Here is a 24334-nt window from a genome sequence, read left to right on the forward strand (position 1 = left end):
CGGCGACCCGCGCCGCAGGAGCCGCGCGCGGGGCATCGCCCTGCCGCTGGCGGCGCCTCCGCTGCGGAGCCGTCACCAGCCGCGATAGTAGCCGGGGCGGCCGTAATAGCCGCCGCCGTAATAGCCGGGGCCGCCATAGTAGCCGGGCCGCCCCCCGTAATAGCCGGGGCGGTAGGGGCCCGGCCCGCCGCGGTAGTAATGCGGCCGCCGGTTGTCCGAGGCCGCCCCGGCGATGACGGCGGCGGCGGTGCCGACGCCGGCCCCGAGCAGCAGCGTGTTGCCCCAGTTGGTCGAGCCGTCCGGGTTCTGGCAGGCGCCCAGCAGCAGGGCGACGGACAGGCCGGCGGCTGGCAGCAGGCGGCTCAGCATGATGGGCTTCTCCTTCCGGCCCATCCTGCCGCGCCGCCGCGGCAGGGCCTGGGCAGCACCGCGGCGGAAACGGGGCAGGGGCGGCGCGACGGCCGGCCCGGGCCGGACTCTCAGCCGCGGCTGCCGGAGAAGGCGTTGAAGGTCTGCAGGGTATAGGTGTCCTTCACGCCCGGGATGGTCTGCAGCGTCTCGACCACGAAGAGGCCGATATCCTGGTCCGGCTCCAGGTAGAATTTCCCCATCAGGTCATACTGGCCCGAGATGGAATGCATTTCCGAGAGCGCCTCGACCGTATCGGCCATCTCGCGCGCGACGCGATAAGCCTGACCCATCTCACACTTCACCATAACGAAGATTGCGCGCATCCACCGTCCTCCGCGGCCTGGGTTCGGGGCCGGGGAGCCTGCACCGGGATGCGCCGGCGGGAAAGCGCCGGGCTGCCCTGCTCCTATTGCACGTCTTTCCCGTGCATTGCCGCTTGATGGACGAGATTCAATCGTGCATCTCCCGCCGGCCAGGGGCAGGTGCGGCGGAACCGGCCGCCACGTCCCGGCTTCCGGATTCCGCATGATGCTCGACCATCCCGTCCCCGAGGTGCCGACCGCCGCCGCCGCGGCCAGCCCCGCCATCCGCCTGACCGGCCTGCGGCGGCATTTCCCGGGCGCGCCGGCGCCGGCCCTCGATGGCGTGTCGCTCGAGGTCGCGGCCGGCGAGGTCTTCGGCATCGTCGGCCGGTCCGGCGCCGGCAAGTCGACGCTGATCCGCTGCGTCAACCTGCTCGAGCGCCCCGATGCCGGCCGGGTCGAGGTGCTCGGCCGCGACCTGACCGCGGTGGACGCGGCCGGGCTGCGCGCCGCCCGGCGCGGCATCGGCATGGTCTTCCAGCACTTCAACCTGCTCGCCTCGCGCAGCGTCGCCGAGAACATCGCCTTCCCGCTGGAGGTCGCCAGGCTGGGCTGGGCGGAGCGGGAGGCGCGGGTCGCCGCGCTGCTGCCGCTGGTCGGGTTGCAGGCGAAGCGCGACGCCTATCCGGCGCAGCTCTCGGGCGGGCAGAAGCAGCGCGTCGGCATCGCCCGCGCCCTCGCCTCGCAGCCCGGCATCCTGCTCTGCGACGAGGCGACCTCGGCGCTCGACCCGGAGACCACGGCCGAGATCCTGGCGCTGCTGGCCGATCTGCGGAGGCGGCTGCGGCTGACGGTGCTGCTGATCACCCATGAGATGGGGGTGGTGAAGGCGCTCTGCGACCGGGTCGCGGTGCTGGAGGCGGGCCGGGTGATCGAGCAGGGCCGCGTCTTCGACGTCTTCACCCGGCCGCGGGCCGCGACCACGCGGCGCTTCGTCGCCGAGGTGATCGGCGATGCGGTGCCGCCCGGGACGCTGGCCGCGCTGCCGCCGCCCGGACCGGGGGAGGTGCGCCGCCTGCTGCGCGTGCTCTTCGCCGGGCCGCACGGCACGCGGGCGGTGATCAGCGAGGCCTCGCGCCGCTTCGGCCTCGACCTCAACATCCTGGCCGGCCGGGTCGACGCCATCGGCGCCGAGCCCTTCGGCATCATGGCGCTTGCCGCCTATGGCGCGCCGGCGGCGGTGGAGGCGGCGATCGGCTGGATGCAGGACCTCGGCCTCACGGTCGGGCCGCTGCCCGAGGGGGAGGGCTGAGCCATGCTGCCCTGGTTGTCGCCCATGCTGCAGGAGCTGCTGCTCGAGGCCGCCTGGCAGACGCTGTTCATGGTCGGGGCCGCGGCCAGCATCGCGGTGCTGCTCGGCCTGCCGCTGGCGCTGCTGCTCCAGCTCACCGCCCCGGGCGGGCTCGCTCCGAACCGGGCGGTGAACCGGCCGCTCGGCCTTCTGGTCAATGCCGTGCGCTCGGTGCCCTTCATCATCCTGATGGTGGCGATCGTGCCCTTCACCCGGCTGGTCGCCGGCACCTCCATCGGCACCGGCGCCGCGGTGGTGCCGCTGGCCTTGGCCGCCACCGCCTTCATCGCCCGCCTGTTCGAGAATGCGCTGCGCGAGGTCGATCCCGGCGTCGTCGAGGCGGCGCGCGCCATGGGCGCGACGCGGTTGCAGATCGTCGCCAAGGTGCTGGTGCCGGAGGCGCTGCCGGGGCTGCTCGCCGCCGTCACCGTCACCCTGGTCTCGCTGGTCGGCTATTCCGCCATGGCGGGCGCGGTCGGCGGCGGCGGCCTCGGCGATCTCGGCATCCGCTTCGGCTATCAGCGCTTCATGCCCGAGGTGATGGCGACCGTCGTGCTGATCCTCATCCTCTTCGTCCAGGGCCTGCAATCGCTCGGCGACTGGCTGGTGCGGCGCCTCTCGCGCCGCTGACAATCCGGGAGACACCCCATGCTTCGCCTGACCCGCCGCGCCGGCCTGGCCGCGGCCCTTGCCCTCCCCGTCGCCGGGGCCCGCGCCCAACCCGCCATCGGCACCGCCGCCCGGCCGCTCCGCGTCGGGGTGACGAGCGGCGTGCATGCCCAGGTGCTGGAGAAGGTGAAGGAGGTGCTGGCGCCCGAGGGGCTGGTGCTGAAGATCACCGAGTTCGGCGACTTCATCCAGCCGAACGCGGCGCTGGCCGCCGGCGAGCTGGACGCCAACACCTACCAGCACCTGCCCTTCCTCGAGGCGCAGAAGCAGCAGCGCGGCTATGATTTCGTGCCGGTCGGCCGCACCGTGCTGACCCTGCTCGCGGTCTTCTCGAAGAAGCACAAGACGCTCGACGCGCTGCCGCAGGGCGCCCGCATCGCCATCCCGAACGACCCGACCAATGGCGGCCGGGCGCTGCTGCTGCTGGCCAAGGGCGGCGTCATCGGGCTGCGGCCCGGCCTCGACTACCGCGCCTCCGTCGCCGACATCACCGACAACCCGAAGCGCATCCGCATCGTCGAGCTGGAGGCGGCGCAGATCGCCCGCAGCCTCGACGACGTCGATGCCGGCGCCATCACCGGCAATTACGCCGTGCCCGCCGGGCTGAACCCGCTGAAGGACGGGCTGGTGGCCGAGGGGGTGGACAGCGTCTACTCGGTGCTGGTGGTGGTCCGCCGCGCCGATGCCGCGGCGCCCTGGGCCAAGGCGCTGGCCGCCGGCTATGCCCGGCCGGAGGTGAAGGCCTTCGTCGAGGGCAGCTTCGGCGGCGCCATCATCCCGACCGCCTGAAGGCCGGGCGGACCCGGATCGGCTGCCCGAATTACGGGCAGTTCAGACGCCCCGGGCCGGGGCGCCGCGAGTCGATTGCTGGCACGTCGCTTGCTGCGGGGTGGTGCATGAGCATCGCCCAGAGTGCCGCGATGGACCGCGGCGGCCCGGCCCAGCCGTTGCTGCTGGTCCAGGACCTGCAGAAGCATTTTCCCATCCGTGGCGGCCTGTTCGGCGCCACGGTCGCCACGGTGCGCGCCGTCGACGGCGTCTCCTTCTCCGTCCTGAAGGGAGAGACGCTCGGCATCGTCGGCGAGAGCGGCTGCGGCAAGTCCACCACCGCCCGGCTGGTCATGCGGCTGATGGCGCCGGATGCTGGCAGCCTGATCTTCGACGGCGAGGGCGTCGGCCAGAACGCCCAGACCGGCGGCCTGCCGCTGAAGGAGTATCGCCGGCAGGTGCAGATGGTCTTCCAGGACAGCTACGCCTCCCTCAACCCCCGCCTGCCGATCGAGGACAGCATCGCCTTCGCCCCCAAGGTGCATGGGGTGCGCGATTCCGAGGCGCGCGGCCGGGCGCGGGAGCTGCTGGCCGCGGTCGGTCTCGCCCCCGCCACCTTCGCCCGCCGCTACCCGCATGAGCTCTCGGGTGGCCAGCGGCAGCGGGTGAACATCGCCCGGGCGCTGGCCCTGCAGCCGCGGCTGGTGCTGCTGGACGAGCCGGTCTCCGCCCTCGACAAGTCGGTCGAGGCGCAGGTGCTGAACCTGCTGGTGGACCTGAAGGAGAAATTCGGCCTCACCTACATCTTCATCAGCCATGACCTGAACGTGGTGCAGTACATCTCCGACCGGGTGATGGTGATGTATCTCGGCGAGGTGGCCGAGATGGGGCCGGTGGACGCGATCTACGACCGGCCGGCGCATCCCTACACCCAGGCCCTGCTGGCCAGCCGCCCGGCCATGGACCCCGGCAAGCGGCGGGAGGAGCCGCCGCTGACCGGCGATCCGCCCAACCCCATCAACCCGCCCTCGGGCTGCCGCTTCCGCACCCGCTGCCCGCATGCCGAGCCGGTCTGCGCCGAGCGCAAGCCGGCCGCCGCGGCGCTCGGCGGCGGCCATCTCGCCGCCTGCCACATGGCATTGCCCGGCAGCGGCCACAGCCAGGCCGGGAGGCTCGCGGCATGAGCGAGGTGCTCGATCGCCCGACGACGGAGAAGGCCGCGACCGTGCCGCTGGTGCGGATGCGCGACGTCGCCGTCCGCTTCGTCACCCGCGACCGCACCGTGCATGCGGTGAACGGCGTCGATGTCGACCTCGCCTCCGGCGAGGTGCTCTGCATCCTCGGCGAATCCGGCTCGGGCAAGTCGGTGACGATGCGGGCGCTGATGCGGCTGCTGCCGAAATTCGCCAAGGTCTCGGGCCGCATCGAGGTGGCCGGCCGCGACGTGGTGGCGATGGACGAGGGCACGCTGCAGGATTTCCGCGGCAGCGACGTCGCCATGATCTTCCAGGAGCCGATGACCGCGCTCGACCCGGTCTTCACCATCGGCCAGCAGATCGCCGAGACGGTGCGCCGGCACGAGGGCCTCTCGCGCTCGGCCGCCGATGCGCGGGCGCTCGAGCTGCTGGAGCTGGTGCAGATCCCCTCGGCCAAGCGCCGCCTCGCTGCCTATCCGCACGAGCTCTCGGGCGGGCTGCGGCAGCGGGCGATGATCGCGGTCGCGCTCGCCTGCCGGCCGAAGCTGCTGCTGGCCGACGAGCCGACCACGGCGCTCGACGCCACGGTGCAGATCCAGGTGCTGCTGCTGCTGCGCCGGTTGCAGGAGCAGCTCGGCATGGGGGTGATCTTCGTCACCCATGACCTCGGCGTGGCCGGCGAGATCGCCGACCGCGTCGCCGTCATGTATGCCGGCAAGGTGGTGGAGGAGGGGCCGGTGCAGGCCATGCTGCGCGGGCCGCTGCACCCCTATCCGCGCGGGTTGCTGGGCGCCACGGTGCAGCCGGGCATGCGCGGCAAGCGCCTGACCACCATCCCGGGCGCGCCGCCGAGCCTGGATGCGGCGCCGACCACCTGCCCCTTCGCCCCGCGCTGCCCGGAGGTCGAGCCGGCCTGCACGGTCGAGCTCGGGCCGCGGCCGCGCCGGCCGGTGCCGGGCCGCATGGCGCGCTGCGTGCACGTCGCCGGCGGCTGAGGCCAGGCGCGCGGCCCCGCGGGCCGCAGGTCGGTCCGCCGCCCTCCCTGGGGGCCACGCTTGCCAGTGCCGGACCGCGTCGTTCCGCGATAGGCTGGCCGGCAGCACCAAGGGAGGCGGGAATGGCCGAAATCGGCGCGCGGGCACGGCGTAACACCATCGGCGATGCGATGCGGCGGGCGGCCGGGCGGTTCCGCGACCGGCCGGCGCTGCAATTCGGCGAGCGGGCCTGGAGCTTCGCCCGGCTCGACCTGGCGGCCGACCGCATCGCCCGCATGCTGCTCGACAGCGGGCTCGAGCCCGGCCAGCGCGTCGTCGCCTTCGGCCGCAATTCGGATGCCTATCTGCTGCTCTGGCTCGGCTGCGCCCGGGCCGGGCTGGTGCATGTGCCGGCCAATTACGCGCTGACGGCGCCCGAGCTCGACTACATCCTCCGCCAATGCGGCGCCTCCGCCCTCTTCGTCCAGCCGGCCCTGCAGGCGGTGGCGGAGGCGGCGGGGACGGAGCTGCCGGGGCTGCTCCGCGGCACGCTCGATACCGGGGACGGCCGGCACGACATCCTCTCGGCCGCCGGCGACCCGCGCTGGGGCCAGCCGGGCGATCCGGAGGTGGGGGAGCGGGTGCGCGACGAGGACCTGGTCCAGCTGCAATACACCTCCGGCACCACCGGCCAGCCGAAGGGCGCGATGATGACGCATCGCGCCATCCTCACCGAATATGCCAGCGTGACCGTCGAGCTGGAGATGCGGCGCGACGACCGGGCGCTGGCCGCCCTGCCGCTCTACCACACGGCGCAGATGCACTGCTTCACCATGCCGCAGATGCTGAACGGCGCCTTCACCCTGCTGATCGAGGCGCCGAACCCGGCCCTCGTCCTCGAGCTGATCGAGCGCGAGCGCATCACCAGCTTCTTCGCCCCGCCGACGGTCTGGATCACCCTGCTGCAGCACCCGGATTTCGGCCGCCGCGACCTCTCGGCGCTGCGCAACATCTATTACGGCGCCTCGATCATGCCCGTCCCGGTGCTGCAGGAGCTGCGCCAGCGCCTGTCCGGGGCGCGGCCCTTCAACTGCTACGGCCAGAGCGAGATCGCCCCGCTCGCCACCGTGCTGCGGCCGGAGGAACACGAGGCGCGGCCGGGCTCGGTCGGCCGGGCGGTGCTGAATGTCGAGACCCGCGTCGTCGATCCCGAGATGCGCGACGTGGCGCCCGGCGAGCGCGGCGAGGTGGTGCATCGCTCGCCGCAGCTCTGCCTCGGCTACTGGAACATGCCGGAGGAGACGGCCCGGGCCTTCGAGGGCGGCTGGTTCCACAGCGGCGACGTCGCCACCATCGACGCCGAGGGCTATCTGGCGATCGTCGACCGCACCAAGGACCTGATCAACACCGGCGGGGTGCTGGTGGCGAGCCGGGAGGTGGAGGAGGCGCTCTTCACCCATCCGTCGGTCGCCGAGGTGGCGGTCATCGCGGTGCCCGATCCGAAATGGATCGAGGCGGTGGCGGCCGTCGTGGTGCTGCGGCCGGAGGCGCCGGCGGATGTCGAGGCGGCGCTGCTCGCGCATGCGCGCGCGAATCTCGCCCCCTACAAGGTGCCCAAGCGCATCATCCTGGCCGAGACCCTGCCGAAGAACACCGCCGGCAAGCTGCTCAAGCGCGAGCTGCGGCAGCTTTATGCCGGGACCGAGAGCGGCGCCCTCGGCTGAGGCGCGGGCCGGCCCGGGGTGACGCTGCGCGGGCCGGCGGCTATGGTCCGCCCCGGATTGCAATGGTTGGGGCGGGAGCGGTCGGCATGACAGAGGCAGCGGCGGTCGAGGCACGGCTCGGCGGGCATATCCTGGCCGATGCGCTGGTGGCGCAGGGCGTGACCCATGCCTTCTGCGTCCCCGGCGAGAGCTATCTCGACCTGCTGGACGGGCTCTATGCCCGCCGCAACCGCATCGAGCTGGTCACCTGCCGCTTCGAGGCCGGCGCGGTCCATATGGCCGAGGCCTATGGCAAGCTGACCGGCCGGCCGGGCGTGGCGCTGGTCACCCGCGGCCCCGGCGCCTGCCATGCCGCGATCGGCGTGCATGTCGCCTTCCAGGACAGCACGCCGCTGGTGCTGATCGTCGGCCAGATCCCCTTCGAGGAGACGGACCGCGAGTCCTTCCAGGAGGTGGACTACCGCAAGATGTTCGCCCCGCTCGCCAAATGGGTGACGCAGATCGACGACGCGGCGCGCATCCCCGAGCTGATGGCGCATGCCTTCGACGTCGCCACCTCCGGCCGGCCGGGCCCGGTCGTGGTGGCGATCTCGGAGGAGATGCAGCGCAGCATGGCGGTGGTGCCGGACCTGCCGCCGGCCCATGTGCTGCCGGCGCATCCGGCCCCGGCGGCGCTCGACGAGATGATGGCGCGGCTCGGCAAGGCGCAGCGGCCGCTGGTGGTGCTCGGCGGCGGCGCCGGCTGGTCGGCGCAGGGCAAGGCGGATATCCGCGACTTCCTGCTCGCCAACGACCTGCCCGTCGCCGTCTCCTTCCGCCGCATGGGCCTCTTCGACGGCACCTCCCCCAACTATGTCGGCGATCTCGGCGTCGGGGCCGATGCGGCCCTGGTGCGGAAGGCGAAGGAGTGCGACCTCTTCCTCGCCATCGGCACCCGCATCGGCGAGACGGTGAGCCAGGGCTACACCCTGTTCGACATGGCCGGCAGCACGCCGATCATCCATGTCTATCCCGACCAGGCCGAGATCGGCCGGGTCTATCGCCCGGCCCTCGGCATCACCTCCGACCTCAACGCCTTCGCCGCCGCGGCCAAGGCGCTGCCGAAGGTGGCGAAGCCGGCCTGGTCGGGCTGGCGGGCGGAGCTGCGGGCGGCGCGCGAGGCGCAGGCCAAGGCGCCGGACTATGCCGGGCCGCTGAACCTCGCCACCGCCCTGCAGGCGCTCGAGGCGGTGCTGCCGCCGGACACCATCTTCACCACCGATGCCGGCAATTTCGCCACCTGGCCGCAGCGCTTCATGCATGTCGGCGCCGGGCAGGATTTCCTCGGCCCGACCAACGGCGCCATGGGCTATTCGGTGCCGGCGGCGATCGGCGCCAAGATCGTCCACCCCGAGCGCACCGTCATCTCCTTCGTCGGCGATGGCGGCATGCTGATGACGGGGCAGGAGATGGCGACGGCCTTCCATCACAAGGTCGCGCCGATCATCATGGTCTTCAACAACGGCATGTACGGCACGATCCGCATGCATCAGGAGCGGCACTACCCGGCGCGCGTCTCCGGCACCCAGCTCACCAACCCGGACTTCGCCCGCCTGATCGAGAGCTTCGGCGGCCATGGCGAGGTGGTGGAGGCGACGGACCAGCTCGTCCCCGCCTTCCAGCGCGCGGTGGCCAGCGGCAAGCCGGCGCTGATCGAGGTGCGGACCAACCCCGAGCAGGTCACCAACCGCTCCACCATCGCCGAGCTGCGGGCCCAGACCAAGCCGGCGGCGCGGACCTGACCCCCGGGGCCGTTGCCGGCGCCCCGGCAGCGGCCCCCGCCATTCCTCGCCGGCACCCGGTCAGGGCGTCGCCGGCGCCTTCTCGTCCTGCCGGGCGGTGAGCTGCGCCGCCGGCGCGGCGCGGCCGCGCAGCAATGCCTCGCGCTCCGACAGCCCCATCACGTCCCAGCGCGCCGCCGCATCGCCGGCGGCGGGCGCCGCCAGCCGCGCCGTCACCAGCCGCTGCTGCGCCGGGCTCAGCTCCTCCCAGAAGCGGCCGGCCCAGTCCTGGCGCGGCGCCGGCGCCTTCGGCCGCACCGGCGGGTTGGGCCGCGGCGCCATGGCCCGCACCGGCCCCGGCCGCGGATCGGGCGCGCAGCCGGCCAGCAGGGCCAGGGCCGCCCAGGGGGCCAACCAGCCCAGCGCTCGCCGCCTCACCGGCCGACCGCGTAGCCCTGCATGCCGCGCGGATTGGCGCCGGCGAAGATCTGCCCGTCCGGCTCCAGCCGCGCCCCGGTGAGCCGCCCCTCGGACCATTCGCCGCCCATCTCCACGGCATGGCCGCGGGCTTGCAGCTCGGCCAGCACCGCCGGCGCGTAGCGGCCCTCGATCACCGCCCGGCCGGGACGGGCGCCGCGCGGCCAGAAGCTGCTGATCCAGTGCTCGGAATGGAAGCTCGGCAGGTCGATCGCCTGCTGGATGGTCAGGCGATGATCCACCATGCGCATCAGCATGATCGCCTGCCACTGGTCCTGCTGCTCGCCGCCCGGCGTGCCGAAGCTCATCCAGGGCCTGCCGTCGCGCAGCACCAGGCTGGGCGAGAGGGTGGTGCGCGGCCGCTTGCCGGGCGCGAGGCCGTTCGGCAGGGAGGCGTCCAGCCAGAACATCTGGCACCGGCTGCCGAGGCAGAAGCCGAGGCCGGGGATGGCCGGGGAGCTTTGCAGCCAGCCGGCCGAGGGCGTCGCGCTCACCATGTTGCCCCAGCGGTCGATGACGTCGATATGGCAGGTGTCGCCGCCCGAGGCGCCGAGGCGCGAGACGGTGGGCTCGCCGGTGCCGGCCGCCGTCGCCATCTCCCGCGCCCGCCGCAGCGCGCCGGGATAATCGGTGCGCGGCGCGATCCCGCCGGGCGAGCCGGGGCGCCAGTCGTTGTTCGCCTCGCGCCCGATCAGCCGCCGCCGCTCGGCGCTGTAGCCAGGGGCGAGCAGCGCCGCCATCGGCACATCGACGAAACCCGGGTCGCCGTAGAAGGCCTCGCGGTCGGCATAGGCGAGCTTCATCGCCTCGATGACGGTATGGGCGAATTCGGCGCCGACCGGATCCATGCCGGCGATGTCGAACCCCTCCAGCAGCGCCAGGGTCTGCAGCATGGTCGGGCCCTGGCTCCAGGGGCCGCATTTGAGGACGGTGTGGCCGCGATAGTCATGCGTGACCGGCGCCTCCACCGTGGCGCGCCAGCCGGCCATGTCCTCGCCGGTCAGCAGCGCGGTGTGGCGGCGGCCGGAGGTGTCGAGCGCCGCGAAGCTGCGGCCGAAGCGGTCGATCGCCTCGGCGACGAAGCCGCCATACCAGGCGCGCCGCGCCGCCTCGATCTGGGTCTCGCGGTCGGGGCCGGCCGCCTCGGCCTCGCGCACCACCCGGCTGTAGGTCTCGGCCAGCTCCGGGTTGGTGTAGAGCTGCCCCGGCTTGGGGCCGCCATCGCGCAGCCAGAGCGCGGCGCTGCTCGGCCAGGCGCTCTCGAAGAGCGGCCGCACCGTCTCGAGCGTCGCCGAGATGCGCGGCACCACATGCGCGCCGCGGCTGGCATAGCCGATGGCGTAGTCCAGCACCTCGCGCAGGTGCCAGGTGCCGTGGTCGCGCAGCATCAGCGCCCAGGCATCGAAGGCGCCGGGAATCGGGGCGCAGAGGAAGCCGGTGCCGGGGATGATGTCGAGGCCGAGCTCGTCCCTCAGCTTGCCCACCGTCATCGCCCGCGGCGCCGGCCCCTGGCCGCAGATCACCTGCTGCGCCCCGAGCCTCGCGCTGTGCAGGATGATCGGGCAGTCGCCGCCCGGCCCGTTCAGATGCGGCTCGACGATCTGCAGGGTGAAGCCGGCGGCGGCGGCGGCGTCGAAGGCGTTGCCGCCGCGCTCCAGCACCGCCATGCCCACCTGCGAGGCGATCCAGTGGGTGGAGGCGACGGCGCCGAAGGTGGCGGCGATTTCCGGGCGGGTGGTGAACATGTCGCGGCCTCATCTGCTCGACTGCGCCGATAGGGACAGGCAGAGAGGGCGCGGTCAATTCTCGGGAGCGGGTGCGGGTGGGACAGGGTGTGGCGAGGGGCGTGGCGAGGGGCGTCCTGGTGGCGGTGGTCGGGCCCTCGGGGGCGGGGAAGGACACGCTGCTGGACGGCGCCCGCGCGGCGCTGGCCGGCGATCCGCGCTACCGCTTCGTCCGCCGCTGCATCAGCCGCCCGGCCACCGCCGGCGGCGAGGCGCACGAGGCGCTGAGCCCGGCGGAATTCGCCGCGCGGGCGGCGGCCGGCGGCTTCGCCCTCACCTGGCAGGCGCATGGGTTGCACTACGGCATCCCGGCCGATATCGCCGGCGACCTGGCGGCGGGGCGGGTGGTGGTGGCGAATCTCTCCCGCGCCGTGCTGGCGAGGGCGGCGGCGCGCCTGCCGCTCCGGGTGGTGGAGGTCACCGCGCCCGCCGCCGTGCTGGCAAAGCGCCTGGCGGCGCGGGGGCGGGAGGATGCGGCGGATGTCACGGCCCGGCTGGCGCGGGCGGCGCCCCTGCCGGCCGGGCTCGCGGTGACGCGGGTGGTCAATGACGGCGCGCCGGAGGCCGGCATCGCCGCCTTGCTCGACCTGCTCCGCTCGGCGTGAATTCCCCGCGAAACCGCTGCACGGCCTTGCGGGGGGGGGCGGGGACGCCTTTCCGGCCCGAGGAGCGCCGCAGCCTGCCGCGGCAGGGCAACGGGACGCAACGATTAGGACGGGCTCGTCGAGAGCGGCAGCCGCTGCGCGATCAGGAAGGGCGCGCCGGGCGCCGCTTGGGTGAAGAGGCCGATGGCCTCGACCCGCCGCGGCCGCGCCGGCGCATCGCCGAGGAAGGCCGTCACCGCCGGCAGCGCCACGGATGTCTCCGCCGGGCTCAGGCGCCGCGTCAGGGTGACGTGGAAGCGCCATTCCTCGAAGACATAGGGATAGCCCCAGCGGGCGAGCAGCGCCTCCTGCCGCGGGCTCAGCCCGGCGCGGCGCCGCCGCGCCAGCTCAGCCTCTTCGGGCGGCGCGCGCCAGGGATCGAGCGCCTCGACGCAGGCATCGGCCAGCGCCCGCAGTCCGGGGCAGGGGGCGGTCTCACGCAGCGCCAGGAAGCCGTCGAGGTCCTGCACGGCCAGCGGCGGCAGGTCGAAGGGGGCGAGCCGCGCCGCCAGCGCCCGCGCCGCGTCCAGCGCTTCCTCCCAGCGGCCGCGCAGCCGGAAGGGCGGCTTCAGCGTGGCATGCAGCCCGTAGCCGCGCGCATCGGCGGTGAGGGCGGCGATGTCGAGGTCCGGCAGGGCGGGCTGCGCCAGCGCCGCCCCGGTCTCGGCATCCCGCCCCAACCAGGCCGAGCCCCGCGCATGCAGCGGGTCGGCGGGATCGGGCGCCCAGTAGAGGGCGAGTCGCATCACGCCACCCGCTCGCCCGCGCGCCAGACCTGGCGGACGAAGGGCACCTCGCCGGCCACCGCGACCCGCGCCAGGTCGGCCCGCAGCCCGGCCTCGAGGCGGCCGCGATCGGCGAGCCGCGCCAGCCGGGCCGGCATGTCGGTGATCATGCCGACGGCCTGCGGCAGGGCGATGCCGGTCTCGGCCACGGCGCGCCAGGCCGCCTCGACCAGGGCGGCCGGCACGTAGTCGCTGGCCAGCGCATCCACCGTCCCGGCGCGGATCATCTCGGCCGCCGCGACATTGCCGGAATGGCTGCCGCCGCGGACCACGTTCGGCGCGCCGGCGATCACCGCGACGCCGAGCGCGCGCGCCGCCGCCGCCGCCTCCATCACCACCGGGAATTCGCTGATCCGGATGCCGGCCTCGGCATTCTCCGCCACCACCCCGGCGCCGTCGTCGTCATGCGAGGCGAGCGGCAGGGCGCGATGCGCCAGCCGGTCCAGCAGCCAGCGGCGCTGCGGCTCGCGCAGCCGCGCCCGCTGCTCCAGCAGCGCCTCGATCCGCCGCGTCACCTCGGCCTCGGACATCTGCATCTGGCGCTGCCGCATGGCCCGGTAGCGGGGGATGTCGCGGTACTGGCCGACGCCGGGGGAGTGGTCCATCAGGCTCGCCATCAGCACCCGCGGATGCTCAGCGACGCCCTCGACCGCCGCCGGCATGTCCGGCGCCGGCAGCTCGCAGCGCAGATGCAGGAAATGCTCGCTCTTCAGCAGGCCGGTCCCGGCCAGGGCGTCGAGATCGCGCACCCCGTCGCGGAAGGTCTGGCCGCGCCCGGGATCGAAGCCGAGATCGCCGAGGCAGAGCGCATCCAGCACCGTGGTGACGCCGGCCGCGGCGCATTGCGCGTCATGCGCCAGCATGGCCGAGCGGCTGGGCCAGCGGGCATTGGCGCGCGGCAGCACCTGGCGCTCGAGGTTGTCGGTGTGCAGGTCGACCACCCCGGGGATGAGATGGTCGCCCTCCAGATCCTCGGCGGCGGCGAGCTGGCTGCGGCCGGTCTGCAGGTCGGCGATCCGGTCGCCGCGCAGCAGCAGCGTGCCGGTGACCACCTGCCCGGGCAGCACCAGCCGGGCATTGGTCAGGACGGTCTCCCTCATGCCGCCGCCCGCACCGGCTCGACCGCGAAGAGCCGATCGGCGATCCGGTCGCGCACCTCGGTGTCGTGGAAGATGCCGATGATGGCCGCGCCCTCGCGTTTCGCCTGCTCGATGAGCCCGATCACCACGGCGCGGTTGTCGCTGTCAAGGCTCGCGGTCGGCTCGTCGAGCAGCAGCACCGGATAGCGGGGGGCGAAGCCGCGGGCGAGGTTCACCCGCTGCTGCTCGCCGCCCGAGAAGGTGGCCGGCGGCAATCCGTGCAGCGCCGCGGGCAGGTTCAGCCGGGCGAGCAGGGCGCGGGCGCGCGCGAGCGCCGCCTCCCGCGCCAGGCCGCGCGCCAGCATCGGCTCGGCCACGATCTCGAGCGTCGGGACGCGCGGGATGACGCGGAGGAACTGGCTGACATAGCCGATCGTCTCCCGCCGGACCTCGCGCATCTGCCGGGGATCGGCGCGGGCGAGGTCGATCTCGGCCCCCTGGTGGCGCAGCAGGATCCGCCCCTCGCCGGCGCCGTAATTGCCGTAGAGGCAGCGCATCAGCGTGGATTTGCCGGCGCCGGAGGGGCCGGCGAGCGCTACGCATTCGCCGGGCGCGACGGTGAGCTCGACTCCGCGCAGCACCGGGATATGGGTGCCGCCCTGGAGGTGCAGGGTGAAGGCCTTGCCGAGGCCCTCGGTGCGGAGCGCCCAGCTCATGCCGCGAGCACCGAGGCGACGAGGAGCTGGGTGTAGGCGTGCTGCGGGTCGTCCAGCACCCGGTCGGTCAGCCCTTCCTCCACCACCTTGCCATGCCGCATCACCAGGATGCGGTGCGCCAGCAGCCGCGCCGCGGCGATGTCATGCGTCACCAGCAGCACGGCGAGGCCGAGATCGGCGACCAGCGCCCGGATCAGGTCGAGCAGCCGCGCCTGCACCGAGACGTCGAGGCCGCCGGTCGGCTCGTCCATGAAGATCAGGCGGGGATGCGTCACCAGGGTGCGGGCGATCTGCAGCCGCTGCTGCATACCGCCCGAGAAGGTGCGGGGCAGGGCGTCGATCCGCGCCGGGTCGATCTCGACCCGCCGCAGCCAGGCGATGGCCGCCTCGCGGATGGAGCCGTAATGCCGCGCCCCGGTCGCCATCAGCCGCTCGCCGATATTGCCGCCGGCCGAGACGCCGAGCCGCAGCCCGTCGCGCGGGTTCTGGTGCACGAAGCCCCAATCGGTGCGGTGCAGGCGGCGCAGCGCCGCCTCGCCCATCGCTTCCAGCCGCTGCGCCCGGCCCTCCGGGTCGCGGTAGAGGACGCTGCCGGCATCCGGCGGCAGCAGGCCGGAGAGCACCCGCAGCAGGGTGGTCTTGCCGGAGCCGGATTCGCCGACGATCGCCACCACCTCGCCGGGCCAGATGGCGAGCGAGACGCCGTCGAGCGCCGGCACCGCGCCGTAGCGGAGCGCCAGGTCGCTGGCCTCGAGCAGGGGGGCCTCCAGCAGGGGGGCCTCCATCGGGGATGCGCTCATTCCGCCGCCTCCTGCCGCGCCTGGCGGCCCTGGCAATAATCGGTATCGGAGCAGACGAAGATCCGCCCGCCGGCATCGTCCGTCACCACCTCGTCGAGATAGCTCTCGCGGCTGCCGCACAGGGCGCAGCCGGCCCTGGCGCGCACCGGCTCGAAGGGATGGTCCTCGAAATCGAGGCTGCGGACCTCGGTATAGGGCGGCACGGCGTAGATCCGCTTCTCGCGGCCGGCGCCGAACAATTGCAGGGCCGGGTTGCGGTGCATCTTCGGATTGTCGAAGGCGGGGATGGGGGAGGGCGACATCAGGTAGCGGCCGTTCACCATCACGGGGTAGTTGTAGCTGATCGCCACATGGCCGTGCCGGGCGATGTCCTCGTAGAGCTTCACATGCATCAGCCCGTAATCGGCGAGCGCATGCATGCGCTTCGTCTCGGCGACGCGCGGCTCCAGCCGGAACAGCGGCTCGGGCATCGGCACCTGGTAGACCAGGATCTGCCCCTCGCGCAGCGTCGTCTCGGGGATGCGGTGGCGGGTCTGGATGATGCTCGCCTCGGCGGTGCGCTCCGTCGTCTCGACGCCGGCGACGCGGGCGAAGAAGCGACGGATGGAGACGGCGTTGGTGGTGTCGTCGGCGCCCTGGTCTATCACCTTCAGCCGGTCGGCGGGGCCGATGACGCTCGCCGTCACCTGGATGCCGCCGGTGCCCCAGCCATAGGGCAGCGGCATCTCGCGCGAGCCGAAGGGCACCTGATGCCCGGGGATGGCCACCGCCTTCAGCAGGGCACGGCGGATCATCCGCTTGGTGTCCTCGTCGAGATAGCCGAAATTATAGCCCGTCGCGGCGCTCATTCCGCGGCCTCCCGCAGGGCGGTCGCGCGCAGCTGCCGGATCTTCTCGAGCTCGCTCTGGAAATCGACGTAATGCGGCAGCTTCAGATGCTCGACGAAGCCGGTCGCCTCGACATTGTCGCAGTGATAGAGCACGAATTCCTCGCTCTCGGCCGGCGCCGTCGCCTCCTCGCCGAGCTCCCGCGCCCGCAGCGCCCGGTCCACCAGCGCCATCGCCATCGCCTTGCGCTCGGCATGGCCGAAGGTGAGGCCGTAGCCGCGGGTGAATTGCGGCGGCTCGGTCTTCGAGCCGGCGAACTGGTTCACCATCTGGCACTCCGTGACCGTGATCTCGCCGATCTCGATGGCGAAGCCGAGCTCGGGCGGGACGATCTCCACCGTCACCTCGCCCATGCGGATCTCGCCGACGAAGGGATGCGCATTGCCGTAGCCGCGCTGCGTCGAGTAGCCGAGGGCGAGCAGGAAGCCCTCGTCGCCACGGGCGAGGGATTGCAGCCGCAGCGGCCGCTCGGCGGGAAAGGCCAGCGGCTCGCGCGTCAGGTCCGGCGGCTCCGCCTCGCCAGCCACCTCGCCCTGCATCAGCCCCTCCTGCGCCAGGATGCCGGTGACGCGCGGCATGCGCTCGGCCTCGGCCGACGCCTCCGGCGGCGGGGGCGGCGCCTCGTCCTCGGCGGCGAGGGCGAAGTCGAGCAGCCGGTGGGTGTAGTCGAAGGTCGGGCCGAGCACCTGCCCGCCCGGCAGGTCCTTGTAGGTGGCGCTGATCCGCCGCCGGATGCGCATCGCGCCGGTGTCGAGCGGCAGGCTGGCTGCGAAGCGGGGCAGGGTGGTGCGATAGGCGCGCAGCAGGAAGGCGGCCTCGATCAGGTCGCCGCGCGCCTGCTTGATGGCGAGCGCCGCCAGGCCGCGGTCATGGCAGGCGCCCTCCGCCATGACGCGGTCGACGGCGAGGCCGAGCTGCTGCTCGATCTGCCCGACCGTCAGCGCCGGCAGGCCGGGATCGCCGCGCCGCTCCCGGGCGAGCCAGGCATGCGCCGCCTCGATCGCCCGCTCGCCGCCCTTGACTGCCACATAGGCCATGATCGTGTCTCCGGGGCCGGGCGCTCAGCCGGCGGCCAGGTGGGTGGTGCGCGGCAGGGCGGCCAGCCGGTCGCCGGCGCAGAGGAAGAGGTCGACGCCCTGCGGGAAGCGCGCCTGGTTGGCGGCCCAGTCGGCGGCGAAGCCGGGCGGCAGTCCCTCGACCCGCAGCCGGTGCTCGCGCTCGATGCCCGGGCCGCTGAGGCGCCAGCCTTCGCCCTCGGCCAGCGCGGCGACCTGCAGGATCAGCGTCGCCGAGCGGTGCGGCTCCTCCTCGCTGCCGGCGGCGAGCGAGGCGAGCGGCGGCATGGGGCCGGCGGCGAGCAGGAAGGCGGCTTCGCCCGGCGCGGCGGCGATCGGGCAGCCGGCATGGAAGCGGGCCCAGGCCTCGGCCTCCGGCCCGGCATCGAGCCAGACCGGTGTGTCGGCATCGGCGAGGGTCAGCAGCAGCGCCGCCGCCGCGCCGCCGAGCGGGGGCGGCGCCTCGGGCGGGGCGGCGACCCGCTGCACGCGGCCGGGCCGCGCCATCGCCTCCAGCGCCGCGCGGAAGCAGGCCTGGGCATCGAGGACCGGCTCGGCGAAGCCGGCCGCCAGGGTCGCGCGCATCGCCGGCATCATCGCATCGTCGCCATGGTGAAGAATTGCACCCGGGTGGCCGCCGCCCGCGCCGCCTGCTGCGCCGCCCGCGCCGCCTGCGCCGCGGCCAGCGGCTCGATCACCGCGGCGAGCAGCGCCGGGCGCCGGTCCGCATCCTGCAGCAGGGCGTCGAGCAGGGCGGCGAGCTCGGCCTGGCGGCGGTCCCGGCCGGCGACATAGGCATGGCCGATCCGGCCGTCCGGCAGGGCGACGCTGCAACGGGTGACCGTCATCTCGCCGAGGTTGAAGGGGGCGCCGTCGCCGCCCTGGCGGCCGCGCGCCATGACGAGGCCGGTCTCCGGCGCCCGCAGGCGGCGGTGCGGCGGCGGGGGCGGCAGGGCGGCCAGCCGCTCCGCGATCTCGGCCGCGCTGGCCCGCGCCAGCACCCCCATCCAGCGGCGCCGGGCCGGGTCCGGCGCCGCGCCCTCGCTTCCTGTGGCATCGCTCATCCTGGCACCTGCTGGTCTCGGTCTCCGGTCCGGTCGGTCATAAAGGTCTAGACATCCGGTTGTCTAGCCGGATAACTAGGGCCAGATGTGCCCTGTCGGGGAGGCGGCGTGGTTGAAGTTTCGATGACAGATGCCGCGACGGCGGGGGCCGAGGCGCCGCTCGCCCGCGGCCGAGGCGTCGCGCTCTGGCGGCAGATCGCCGGCACGCTGGAGCGGGACATCGCCGCCGGCCATCTGGCGCCGGGCGTCCGGCTGCCGACCGAGGCCGAGCTCACCCAGCGCTTCGCGGTGAACCGCCACACCGTGCGCCGCGCCATGGAGGATCTCGAGGCGCGCGGCCTGGTGCGGATCGAGCAGGGGCGCGGCAGCTTCGTCGCCGAGGACGTGCTGGAATACCCGGTCGGCCCGCGCACCCGCTTCTCCGAGACCATCCGCCGGCAGAACCGCGAGCCGCAGGGCCGCATCCTGCGGCTGGATGAGATCGATGCCGATGCGACGGTGGCGGAGGCCCTGCGCATCCGCCGCGGCCGGCCGGTGCTGATGGCCGAGCGGCAGGGCCTGGTCGATGGCCGGCCGGTGGTGCTCGGCCGGCACTACTTCTCCGTCGCCCGCTTCCCGGACATCGCCCGGCTGCTGTCCGAGGACCCCTCCATCACCCGGGCGCTGGTGCGGCTCGGCGTGCCGGATTACCGCCGCCTCACGACCCGCATCACCGCCCGCATGCCGACGGCGGAGGAGGCGGCGCTGCTCGACCAGACCCGCAGCCGCCCGGTGCTGGTCTCCGAGGCCCTGAACGTCGACGCGGCCGGCGAGCCGGTCGAGCTGAGCATCGCCTGCTATGCCGCAGGCCGCGTGCAGATCCTGGTGGAAAGCTGACGATGGAACAGAGGCCCTGGCAGATCACCGGCGGCACCGCGCTGCTGGAGGGGGCGCTGCGCGCCGCCGATATCGCGCTGGCGGAGGGCGCCGTCGCCGCGACGGCGCCGCCCGGCGCGCGGCGCATCGATGCCAGCGGGCTGCTGGTGCTGCCGGGCCTGGTCGACCTGCACGGCGACGCGCATGAGCGGGGGCTGCAGCCGCGGCCGGGCATCGGCTTCCCGGCCGAGATGGCGGTGCGCGACACGGCGGCGCAGCTCCTCGCCTCCGGCATCACCACGGCCTATCTCGGCGTGACGCTCTCCTGGGAGCCGGGGCTGCGTTCGCTCGACTCCTGGCGGGCGCTGATGGCGGCGCTGGATGCGGCGCGGCCGGCACTGGCCCCCGATCTCCGGGTGCATCTGCGCTTCGAGGCCGACAATCTCGACGCGCTCGACGACGCGCTCTCCGACATCGCCACCGGGCAGGTGCATCTGCTCGGCTTCAACGACCACACGCCGCCGATCCTGGCGCGCATGGACGACCCGAAGCAGGTGGCGAAATATGCCGGCCGCGCCGGGCTCTCGGCCGAGGAATTCCGCGCCCTGATCACCCATGTCGCGGCGCGGCGCGACCGGGTGCCGGAGACGCGGGCCCGCCTCGCCGCGGCGGCGGCGAAGGCCGGGCTGCCGATGCTGAGCCATGACGACGCGACGCTCGCCGACCGCGCGCTCTACCGCGGCCTCGGGGCCCGCATCTGTGAATTCCCGATGGCCGAGGCGGTGGCCGAGGATGCGCGGGCGCATGGCGAGGCGGTGGTGATGGGGGCGCCGAACGTGGTGCGCGGCGGCAGCCATCTCGGCTGGGCGAGCGCCGCGCCGCTGGCCGAGCGCGGCCTCGTCACCGTGCTGGCGAGCGACTACCACTGGCCGGCGCTGCTGGCCGCGCCCTTCGCCATGGTCCGGCGCGGCCGGATGGATCTGGCGGCGGCCTGGGCGCTGGTCTCCGGCAATCCGGCGGCGGCGGCCGGACTCGCCGATCGCGGCGCGCTGCGGCCGGGACTGCGCGGCGACGTGGTGCTGGTCGATCCGGCGGGGCCGGAGGCGGTGGCGGTGTTCTGCGCCGGGCGGCTGGCGCATCTGACCGCCGCCGGGGCGGCGCGGCTGGATTAGCGCGGCGCGCGGCCGGCTACTCCGCCGCCAGCCGCTCCATCGCCGCCTCGGCCTGCACCCAGACCGCGGTGTCGTGGAACACCGCGCCGCCCTTCGGCGGGCCGGGATCGTCGCTGGTCAGCAGGTTGATGCCGATGCCGCCGGCGAAGTCGCCATTCGGCCAGATGCTCTCGACGATGACGACGCCCTCCTGCTGGCCCTCGGCCAGCCTGGCCGTCACCACCACCTCGCCCCGGGCATTGCCGAGGCGCACCATCCCGCCCTCGGTGACGCCGAGCCGGGCGGCGTCCTTCGGGTGCAGCATCGCCGCCGGGCATTGCTCGCGCTTGCGGGCGCCCGGCGTCTCGGTGAAGGTCGTGTTGAGGAACTGCCGGGCCGGCGCGGTCACCATGCGGAACGGGTGCTCGGCATCGGCGCCGTCGATCGCATCCATCTGGTCGGGCAGCGCCGGCATGCCGGCATGGTCGGTGCCGATCGCCGCCCAGTCGGGCGCGAAGCGGAAGCGTCCATCGGGATGGCCGAAGCCCCGCTCGTAATGCGCCGCGGCGAAATCCGGGGCGGCATCCACCCAGCGCGCCGCGGCGACCTCCTCCCAGCCCGGCCAGCCCGAGGCGCGCAGCGTCGCATCGGCGATCTCGCGGGCGGTCATGCGGAAGCCCGGATGCTCGGCGCCGAGCCGGGCGGCGAGGCCCTGCAGCACCTCGTGGTTGGAGCGGCACGCGCCCGGCGGCTCGACGATCTTCGGGCCGAGCTGGATATGGGTGTGGCCGCCCGACTGGTAGAGGTCGTCATGCTCGACGAACATCGTCGCCGGCAGGACGATGTCGGCGTATTTCGCCGTGTCGGTCAGGAATTGCTCGTGCACGCAGGTGAAGAGGTCGTCGCGCAGGAAGCCGCGCCGCACCTTGCCGCTGGCCGGTGCGACGACGACCGGGTTGGTGTTCTGGATCAGCAGCGCCGTCACCGGCGGGCCCTCGCCGAGGTCGCGCCGGTCGCCGGTCAGCACCGCGCCGATGCGGCTCTGGTCGAGCATGCGGATGCCGGGGTCGCGCGCATCCAGCCCCTCGATCAGCGTCTTGTCCCAGTGGTAGATGGCGCGGTTGCTCCAGAAGGCGCCGCCGCCGATGTGGCGCCACTTGCCGGTCACGGTCGGCAGGCAGGTGACGGCGTGCAGCGCCGCGGCGCCGTTGCGGCTGCGCGAGAAGCCGTAGCCGCAGCGGATATAGGCCCGCTCGGTGGTGTTGTAGAGCCGGGCGAATTCCTCGATGACGGCGACGGGCAGGCCGGTGACGGCGCTTGCCCAATCGGGCCCGCGGGCGGCCAGATGCGCCTCCAGCCCGGCCGGCGCGTCCGACATGCGGGCGATGTAGTCGCGGTCGGCATGGCCGTCGCGGAAGGCGATGTGCATCACGGCGCAGGCCAGCGCCGCATCGGTGCCCGGCCGCACCGCCAGGTGCAGGTCGGCCGCCGCGGCGGTGCCGGTGCGGTAGGGATCGACGACGACGAGCTTCGCGCCGCGCTGCTTCCGGGCGCGGCTGACATGCGTCATCACGTTGACCTGCGTCGCCACCGGGTTGCCGCCCCAGATGACGATGAGGTCGGCCTCGGCCATCTCGCGCGGGTCGGGGCCGCCGAAATGCCCGACGCCCGCCTGCCAGCCGCTTTCGCAGAGCGCGGTGCAGATGGTGTTCTTCTGCCCGGAATAGCGCATGACGTGGCGCAGCCGGTGGATGCCGTCGCGCTGCACCAGCCCCATGGTGCCGGCATAGTAGTAGGGCCAGACGGTCTCGCTGCCATGCCGGGCGGTGCGCTCGGCGAAGGCCTCGGCGGTGCGGTCGAGCGCCTCCTCCCAGCCGATCTCGCGGAACTGGCCGCTGCCCTTCGGGCCTGTGCGGAGCAGCGGGTGCAGCAGGCGGTCCGGGTGGTGCACCCGCTCGGCATAGCGCGAGACCTTGGCGCAGATGACGCCCGCCGTGTAGCTGTTGGCGGCCGCGCCGCGGACCGCGCCGATGCCGCGCCCGACCCCCTCGGCGTCGCGCTTCACCTCGATCTCGAGGGCGCAGGTCGAGGGGCAGTCATGCGGGCAGGTGCTGCCCTGGAAGTCGCCGCGCGCCACGCTCTCCGCCATGCCCCGCCATCCTCGCCCCGTGCCGTGGCGGGAAGCATAGGGGAGGGGGGCGGCGATCGCTACGGTGCTGCCGGGCCGCTCCAGCGCATGCGGTGCAGGTCGAGGGCGCAGAGCCCGGTGACGCCCCAGGCCCGGGCATAGGCGGCGACGGCGGCGGGATAGTCGGGATCGCCCGGGATGCCGGCCGGCCAGCGCGGCGGGTTGAAGGTGGAGATGCCGTTCACGGTCGGGATGTGCCGGACGGCGGCGACGAGCATCGCCTCGGTGTTGTGGTTGTAGGGATCGTCCACCGCCTCGCCGAAGCGGCTCTCCTGCCGGGCGGCGGAGACCCAGAAGGCCCGGCAGCCGGGCGGGGGCGGCGGCACCGCGGCGAGGCGGCCGGCCTCCAGCGTCCGGTCGAGGAAGAGCGGGGCGTAGGAATTCGCCTGCTCGAGCAGCAGCAGCGCGACCAGCGCCAGCCGCGGCAGCAGCGGCCAGCGGCGGGAGGCGAGGAAGGCCATGGCCAGCAGCAGCACGGCGAGGGTGATGAGGATCTGGTAGCGCGCCACCACCCGCGGCACCTTCGCCCCCGGCACCACGGCATAGACCAGGGACCAGGCGGTGACGCCGCCGACCTGCAGGGTGAGCAGCCAGGTCGCCAGGCTGGCGAGGCCGAGGGCGCGCCAGAAGGCGAGCAGGCCCGGCGGCAGGGCAGGGCGGCGGGCGAGCCAGGCGAGGGCAGCGAGGTAGAGCAGCAGGAGCAGCGGCGGCAGGCCGGTCATCCGCTCGCTCCAGGCGGGGAAGCCGGGGCGGACGGCGTCGTTCAGGGCGCGGACCAGCCAGCCCCAGAGCCAGTTCTCCTGGCCGACATTGAGGAGGTCGAGCGGCTCCGGCGCGTTGCGCACCACATCCGCCCAGGGGTGCATGCCGGTCTCGGCCGCCTTCGGCAGGTAGAGGGCGAGGAAGGGCAGGTTCGCCAGGACGGCGAGGGCGAGCAGCCCGACCAGGGGCAGCGCCTGCGCCTGGACCGCCAGGAACAGGCGCCGGCGCGCCGCCCCGCCGGCGACCAGCAGCCAGGCGGGCAGCAGCGCCAGGCCGAGGAAGGCGCTGTACCAGGCCATGTAGAAGCCGGTCATCAGGCAGGCGGCGAAGGCCAGGCAGAAGCCGGCGCCCCAGCCGAGCAGCGCGGCGCGGCGGCCGGCGAGCAGCGCGGCCAGGCTGCGCTCGGCCAGCAGGCCCAGCACCGGCACGAAGGAGACGCTGAAGAGCTGGGCGTGGCTGCCGCGGATGAAGAGGTTGTTGCTGATGGTGAAGAGCGCGGCGCCGAGCAGCGCCCAGCCGAAGGGAAGGCCGAGGCGGCGGGCCAGCGCCAGGGTGGCGGCGAAGCCGATGGCGCGCGTCGTGACGTTGACCAGCTCGCCCGCCAGGAAGGGATCGGCGCCGAGGCTCCGGAAGACCGAATGGATCAGCCCGAAGAGCAGGTAGCCGTCGTTGTAGCCGAGCGTCGCCGGCACCGGGAAGAAATAGGCGGTGCGGTCCCAGGGCTCGAGGCCGCGCAGCAGGTTGAACCAGTGTTCCAGGATGGAGAGGGCGATGACGCCGTCATGCCGGTCCCCGAGCAGCAGGGTGAAGCCGTTGCCGAGCTGGTTGCGGAAGAAGAAGGCGAGGCAGAGCGCGCCGCAGAGCGTCGCCGCCAGGAACCGCCCCGGCCGGCCCATCGAATCCGCCTCGTTCACGCCCCTCTCCCGTCCCGC

At 73.8% G+C, this 24334-nt stretch carries 24 protein-coding genes and 1 pseudogene; 11 read left to right on the top strand and 14 right to left on the bottom strand.

What is annotated here, in order from left to right; genetic code table 11:
- Nucleotides 1-72: 72 nt before the first annotated feature.
- Together DOO78_RS04115 and DOO78_RS04120 are read right to left on the bottom strand one after the other, a co-directional pair.
- A complete protein-coding gene (locus tag DOO78_RS04115; RefSeq protein ID WP_128079995.1) occupies nucleotides 73-369 on the bottom strand; it encodes a hypothetical protein in 297 nt (98 codons plus the stop codon).
- A 110-nt stretch (nucleotides 370-479) separates the two neighbouring features.
- Nucleotides 480-734: an Lrp/AsnC ligand binding domain-containing protein gene (locus tag DOO78_RS04120; protein ID WP_111468454.1), complete on the bottom strand. Its 255-nt coding sequence runs from the start codon at nucleotides 732-734 to the stop codon at nucleotides 480-482.
- Nucleotides 735-939: 205 nt separating this feature from the next.
- Between DOO78_RS04120 and DOO78_RS04125 the strand changes: the two genes are divergently transcribed.
- The 8 genes and pseudogenes from DOO78_RS04125 (at nucleotide 940) to DOO78_RS04155 (ending at nucleotide 9176) form a co-directional block, all read left to right on the top strand.
- Nucleotides 940-2025 (top strand): methionine ABC transporter ATP-binding protein, encoded by a 1086-nt coding sequence (locus DOO78_RS04125; protein ID WP_111468721.1) that lies wholly within the window; start codon nucleotides 940-942, stop codon nucleotides 2023-2025.
- Between the two features lie 3 nt (nucleotides 2026-2028).
- Nucleotides 2029-2694, top strand: coding sequence for a methionine ABC transporter permease (locus DOO78_RS04130; protein ID WP_111468455.1), 666 nt, complete (start codon nucleotides 2029-2031; stop codon nucleotides 2692-2694).
- 18 nt (nucleotides 2695-2712) lie between these two features.
- Nucleotides 2713-3522: a MetQ/NlpA family ABC transporter substrate-binding protein gene (locus DOO78_RS04135; protein ID WP_111468456.1), complete on the top strand. Its 810-nt coding sequence runs from the start codon at nucleotides 2713-2715 to the stop codon at nucleotides 3520-3522.
- A gap of 107 nt (nucleotides 3523-3629) precedes the next feature.
- Nucleotides 3630-4685 carry an ABC transporter ATP-binding protein gene (locus tag DOO78_RS04140; protein ID WP_111468457.1) on the top strand — a complete coding sequence of 352 codons (1056 nt, stop codon included), beginning with the start codon at nucleotides 3630-3632 and terminating at the stop codon, nucleotides 4683-4685.
- Nucleotides 4686-4741: 56 nt separating this feature from the next.
- A pseudogene (locus DOO78_RS28630) lies at nucleotides 4742-5278 on the top strand (ABC transporter ATP-binding protein); the annotation flags it as partial.
- Nucleotides 5279-5401: 123 nt separating this feature from the next.
- Nucleotides 5402-5692 (top strand): oligopeptide/dipeptide ABC transporter ATP-binding protein, encoded by a 291-nt coding sequence (locus DOO78_RS28635; protein WP_456309071.1) that lies wholly within the window; start codon nucleotides 5402-5404, stop codon nucleotides 5690-5692.
- 122 nt (nucleotides 5693-5814) lie between these two features.
- Nucleotides 5815-7395 carry a fatty acyl-CoA synthetase gene (locus DOO78_RS04150; RefSeq protein WP_111468459.1) on the top strand — a complete coding sequence of 527 codons (1581 nt, stop codon included), beginning with the start codon at nucleotides 5815-5817 and terminating at the stop codon, nucleotides 7393-7395.
- An 86-nt stretch (nucleotides 7396-7481) separates the two neighbouring features.
- Entirely contained in the window at nucleotides 7482-9176 is a 1695-nt protein-coding gene (locus tag DOO78_RS04155; RefSeq protein ID WP_111468460.1) for a thiamine pyrophosphate-dependent enzyme, read from the top strand.
- 60 nt (nucleotides 9177-9236) lie between these two features.
- Here DOO78_RS04155 and DOO78_RS04160 read toward each other — a convergent pair whose 3' ends face one another.
- Together DOO78_RS04160 and DOO78_RS04165 are read right to left on the bottom strand one after the other, a co-directional pair.
- Complete coding sequence (locus DOO78_RS04160; RefSeq protein ID WP_128079996.1) at nucleotides 9237-9593, bottom strand: hypothetical protein; 357 nt, start codon at nucleotides 9591-9593, stop codon at nucleotides 9237-9239.
- Nucleotides 9590-11377, bottom strand: coding sequence for a gamma-glutamyltransferase family protein (locus tag DOO78_RS04165; RefSeq protein ID WP_111468462.1), 1788 nt, complete (start codon nucleotides 11375-11377; stop codon nucleotides 9590-9592). The genes DOO78_RS04160 and DOO78_RS04165 overlap by 4 nt, the downstream gene beginning before the upstream one ends.
- 101 nt (nucleotides 11378-11478) lie before the next feature.
- Here DOO78_RS04165 and phnN point away from each other — a divergent pair, with 101 nt between their 5' ends.
- Nucleotides 11479-12021, top strand: coding sequence for a phosphonate metabolism protein/1,5-bisphosphokinase (PRPP-forming) PhnN (gene phnN, locus DOO78_RS04170; RefSeq protein ID WP_111468463.1), 543 nt, complete (start codon nucleotides 11479-11481; stop codon nucleotides 12019-12021).
- 104 nt (nucleotides 12022-12125) lie between these two features.
- Here the strand turns inward: phnN and DOO78_RS04175 are convergent, their stop codons facing one another.
- Genes DOO78_RS04175 through phnG form a run of 8 tightly spaced genes read right to left on the bottom strand, consistent with a single transcriptional unit; the run spans nucleotide 12126 to nucleotide 18446 of the window.
- Nucleotides 12126-12806 carry a DUF1045 domain-containing protein gene (locus DOO78_RS04175; protein ID WP_111468464.1) on the bottom strand — a complete coding sequence of 227 codons (681 nt, stop codon included), beginning with the start codon at nucleotides 12804-12806 and terminating at the stop codon, nucleotides 12126-12128.
- Nucleotides 12806-13945, bottom strand: a complete 1140-nt coding sequence (locus DOO78_RS04180) for an alpha-D-ribose 1-methylphosphonate 5-triphosphate diphosphatase (protein ID WP_111468465.1) — start codon at nucleotides 13943-13945, stop codon at nucleotides 12806-12808. Before DOO78_RS04180 ends, DOO78_RS04175 begins: the two co-directional genes overlap by 1 nt.
- Nucleotides 13942-14640 (bottom strand): phosphonate C-P lyase system protein PhnL, encoded by a 699-nt coding sequence (gene phnL / locus DOO78_RS04185; RefSeq protein WP_111468466.1) that lies wholly within the window; start codon nucleotides 14638-14640, stop codon nucleotides 13942-13944. Before phnL ends, DOO78_RS04180 begins: the two co-directional genes overlap by 4 nt.
- Complete coding sequence (gene phnK / locus DOO78_RS04190) at nucleotides 14637-15440, bottom strand: phosphonate C-P lyase system protein PhnK (RefSeq protein ID WP_111468467.1); 804 nt, start codon at nucleotides 15438-15440, stop codon at nucleotides 14637-14639. Before phnK ends, phnL begins: the two co-directional genes overlap by 4 nt.
- Entirely contained in the window at nucleotides 15437-16288 is an 852-nt protein-coding gene (locus DOO78_RS04195) for an alpha-D-ribose 1-methylphosphonate 5-phosphate C-P-lyase PhnJ (RefSeq protein WP_111468468.1), read from the bottom strand. The genes phnK and DOO78_RS04195 overlap by 4 nt, the downstream gene beginning before the upstream one ends.
- The gene (locus DOO78_RS04200; RefSeq protein WP_111468469.1) at nucleotides 16285-17364 is read right to left on the bottom strand and encodes a carbon-phosphorus lyase complex subunit PhnI; all 1080 of its coding nucleotides are present in this window, start codon (nucleotides 17362-17364) and stop codon (nucleotides 16285-16287) included. Before DOO78_RS04200 ends, DOO78_RS04195 begins: the two co-directional genes overlap by 4 nt.
- A gap of 24 nt (nucleotides 17365-17388) precedes the next feature.
- Nucleotides 17389-17967 carry a phosphonate C-P lyase system protein PhnH gene (gene phnH / locus DOO78_RS04205; RefSeq protein WP_111468722.1) on the bottom strand — a complete coding sequence of 193 codons (579 nt, stop codon included), beginning with the start codon at nucleotides 17965-17967 and terminating at the stop codon, nucleotides 17389-17391.
- A gap of 8 nt (nucleotides 17968-17975) precedes the next feature.
- The gene (phnG, locus tag DOO78_RS04210) at nucleotides 17976-18446 is read right to left on the bottom strand and encodes a phosphonate C-P lyase system protein PhnG (protein WP_243634356.1); all 471 of its coding nucleotides are present in this window, start codon (nucleotides 18444-18446) and stop codon (nucleotides 17976-17978) included.
- A 123-nt stretch (nucleotides 18447-18569) separates the two neighbouring features.
- Between phnG and phnF the strand changes: the two genes are divergently transcribed.
- Nucleotides 18570-19322: a phosphonate metabolism transcriptional regulator PhnF gene (phnF, locus tag DOO78_RS04215; RefSeq protein WP_111468470.1), complete on the top strand. Its 753-nt coding sequence runs from the start codon at nucleotides 18570-18572 to the stop codon at nucleotides 19320-19322.
- Nucleotides 19323-19324: 2 nt separating this feature from the next.
- Complete coding sequence (locus DOO78_RS04220; RefSeq protein WP_111468471.1) at nucleotides 19325-20473, top strand: alpha-D-ribose 1-methylphosphonate 5-triphosphate diphosphatase; 1149 nt, start codon at nucleotides 19325-19327, stop codon at nucleotides 20471-20473.
- Between the two features lie 16 nt (nucleotides 20474-20489).
- Here the strand turns inward: DOO78_RS04220 and DOO78_RS04225 are convergent, their stop codons facing one another.
- Nucleotides 20490-22601, bottom strand: a complete 2112-nt coding sequence (locus DOO78_RS04225) for a molybdopterin oxidoreductase family protein (RefSeq protein WP_111468472.1) — start codon at nucleotides 22599-22601, stop codon at nucleotides 20490-20492.
- Nucleotides 22602-22660: 59 nt separating this feature from the next.
- Nucleotides 22661-24316 carry a hypothetical protein gene (locus DOO78_RS04230; protein ID WP_111468473.1) on the bottom strand — a complete coding sequence of 552 codons (1656 nt, stop codon included), beginning with the start codon at nucleotides 24314-24316 and terminating at the stop codon, nucleotides 22661-22663.
- Nucleotides 24317-24334 lie beyond the last annotated feature (18 nt).

This window comes from Roseicella frigidaeris, from assembly GCF_003258945.1.
GTDB classification, from domain to species: Bacteria; Pseudomonadota; Alphaproteobacteria; order Acetobacterales; family Acetobacteraceae; genus Paracraurococcus; species Paracraurococcus frigidaeris.

What these genes read in the sequence shown, in the direction of transcription:
- phnK (WP_111468467.1), bottom strand. Translation starts at nt 15,440, where the DNA reads ATGAGCGCATCCCCGATGGAGGCCCCCCTGCTGGAGGCCCCCCTGCTC.
- DOO78_RS28635 (WP_456309071.1), top strand. Translation starts at nt 5,402, where the DNA reads ATGTATGCCGGCAAGGTGGTGGAGGAGGGGCCGGTGCAGGCCATGCTG.
- phnL (WP_111468466.1), bottom strand. Translation starts at nt 14,640, where the DNA reads ATGAGCTGGGCGCTCCGCACCGAGGGCCTCGGCAAGGCCTTCACCCTG.
- DOO78_RS04220 (WP_111468471.1), top strand. Translation starts at nt 19,325, where the DNA reads ATGGAACAGAGGCCCTGGCAGATCACCGGCGGCACCGCGCTGCTGGAG.
- DOO78_RS04140 (WP_111468457.1), top strand. Translation starts at nt 3,630, where the DNA reads ATGAGCATCGCCCAGAGTGCCGCGATGGACCGCGGCGGCCCGGCCCAG.
- DOO78_RS04200 (WP_111468469.1), bottom strand. Translation starts at nt 17,364, where the DNA reads ATGGCCTATGTGGCAGTCAAGGGCGGCGAGCGGGCGATCGAGGCGGCG.
- DOO78_RS04125 (WP_111468721.1), top strand. Translation starts at nt 940, where the DNA reads ATGCTCGACCATCCCGTCCCCGAGGTGCCGACCGCCGCCGCCGCGGCC.
- DOO78_RS04150 (WP_111468459.1), top strand. Translation starts at nt 5,815, where the DNA reads ATGGCCGAAATCGGCGCGCGGGCACGGCGTAACACCATCGGCGATGCG.
- phnH (WP_111468722.1), bottom strand. Translation starts at nt 17,967, where the DNA reads ATGCGCGCGACCCTGGCGGCCGGCTTCGCCGAGCCGGTCCTCGATGCC.
- DOO78_RS04155 (WP_111468460.1), top strand. Translation starts at nt 7,482, where the DNA reads ATGACAGAGGCAGCGGCGGTCGAGGCACGGCTCGGCGGGCATATCCTG.
- phnF (WP_111468470.1), top strand. Translation starts at nt 18,570, where the DNA reads ATGACAGATGCCGCGACGGCGGGGGCCGAGGCGCCGCTCGCCCGCGGC.
- DOO78_RS04225 (WP_111468472.1), bottom strand. Translation starts at nt 22,601, where the DNA reads ATGGCGGAGAGCGTGGCGCGCGGCGACTTCCAGGGCAGCACCTGCCCG.
- phnG (WP_243634356.1), bottom strand. Translation starts at nt 18,446, where the DNA reads ATGAGCGATGCCACAGGAAGCGAGGGCGCGGCGCCGGACCCGGCCCGG.
- DOO78_RS04115 (WP_128079995.1), bottom strand. Translation starts at nt 369, where the DNA reads ATGCTGAGCCGCCTGCTGCCAGCCGCCGGCCTGTCCGTCGCCCTGCTG.
- DOO78_RS04165 (WP_111468462.1), bottom strand. Translation starts at nt 11,377, where the DNA reads ATGTTCACCACCCGCCCGGAAATCGCCGCCACCTTCGGCGCCGTCGCC.
- DOO78_RS04180 (WP_111468465.1), bottom strand. Translation starts at nt 13,945, where the DNA reads ATGAGGGAGACCGTCCTGACCAATGCCCGGCTGGTGCTGCCCGGGCAG.
- DOO78_RS04130 (WP_111468455.1), top strand. Translation starts at nt 2,029, where the DNA reads ATGCTGCCCTGGTTGTCGCCCATGCTGCAGGAGCTGCTGCTCGAGGCC.
- DOO78_RS04175 (WP_111468464.1), bottom strand. Translation starts at nt 12,806, where the DNA reads ATGCGACTCGCCCTCTACTGGGCGCCCGATCCCGCCGACCCGCTGCAT.
- DOO78_RS04195 (WP_111468468.1), bottom strand. Translation starts at nt 16,288, where the DNA reads ATGAGCGCCGCGACGGGCTATAATTTCGGCTATCTCGACGAGGACACC.
- DOO78_RS04120 (WP_111468454.1), bottom strand. Translation starts at nt 734, where the DNA reads ATGCGCGCAATCTTCGTTATGGTGAAGTGTGAGATGGGTCAGGCTTAT.
- DOO78_RS04135 (WP_111468456.1), top strand. Translation starts at nt 2,713, where the DNA reads ATGCTTCGCCTGACCCGCCGCGCCGGCCTGGCCGCGGCCCTTGCCCTC.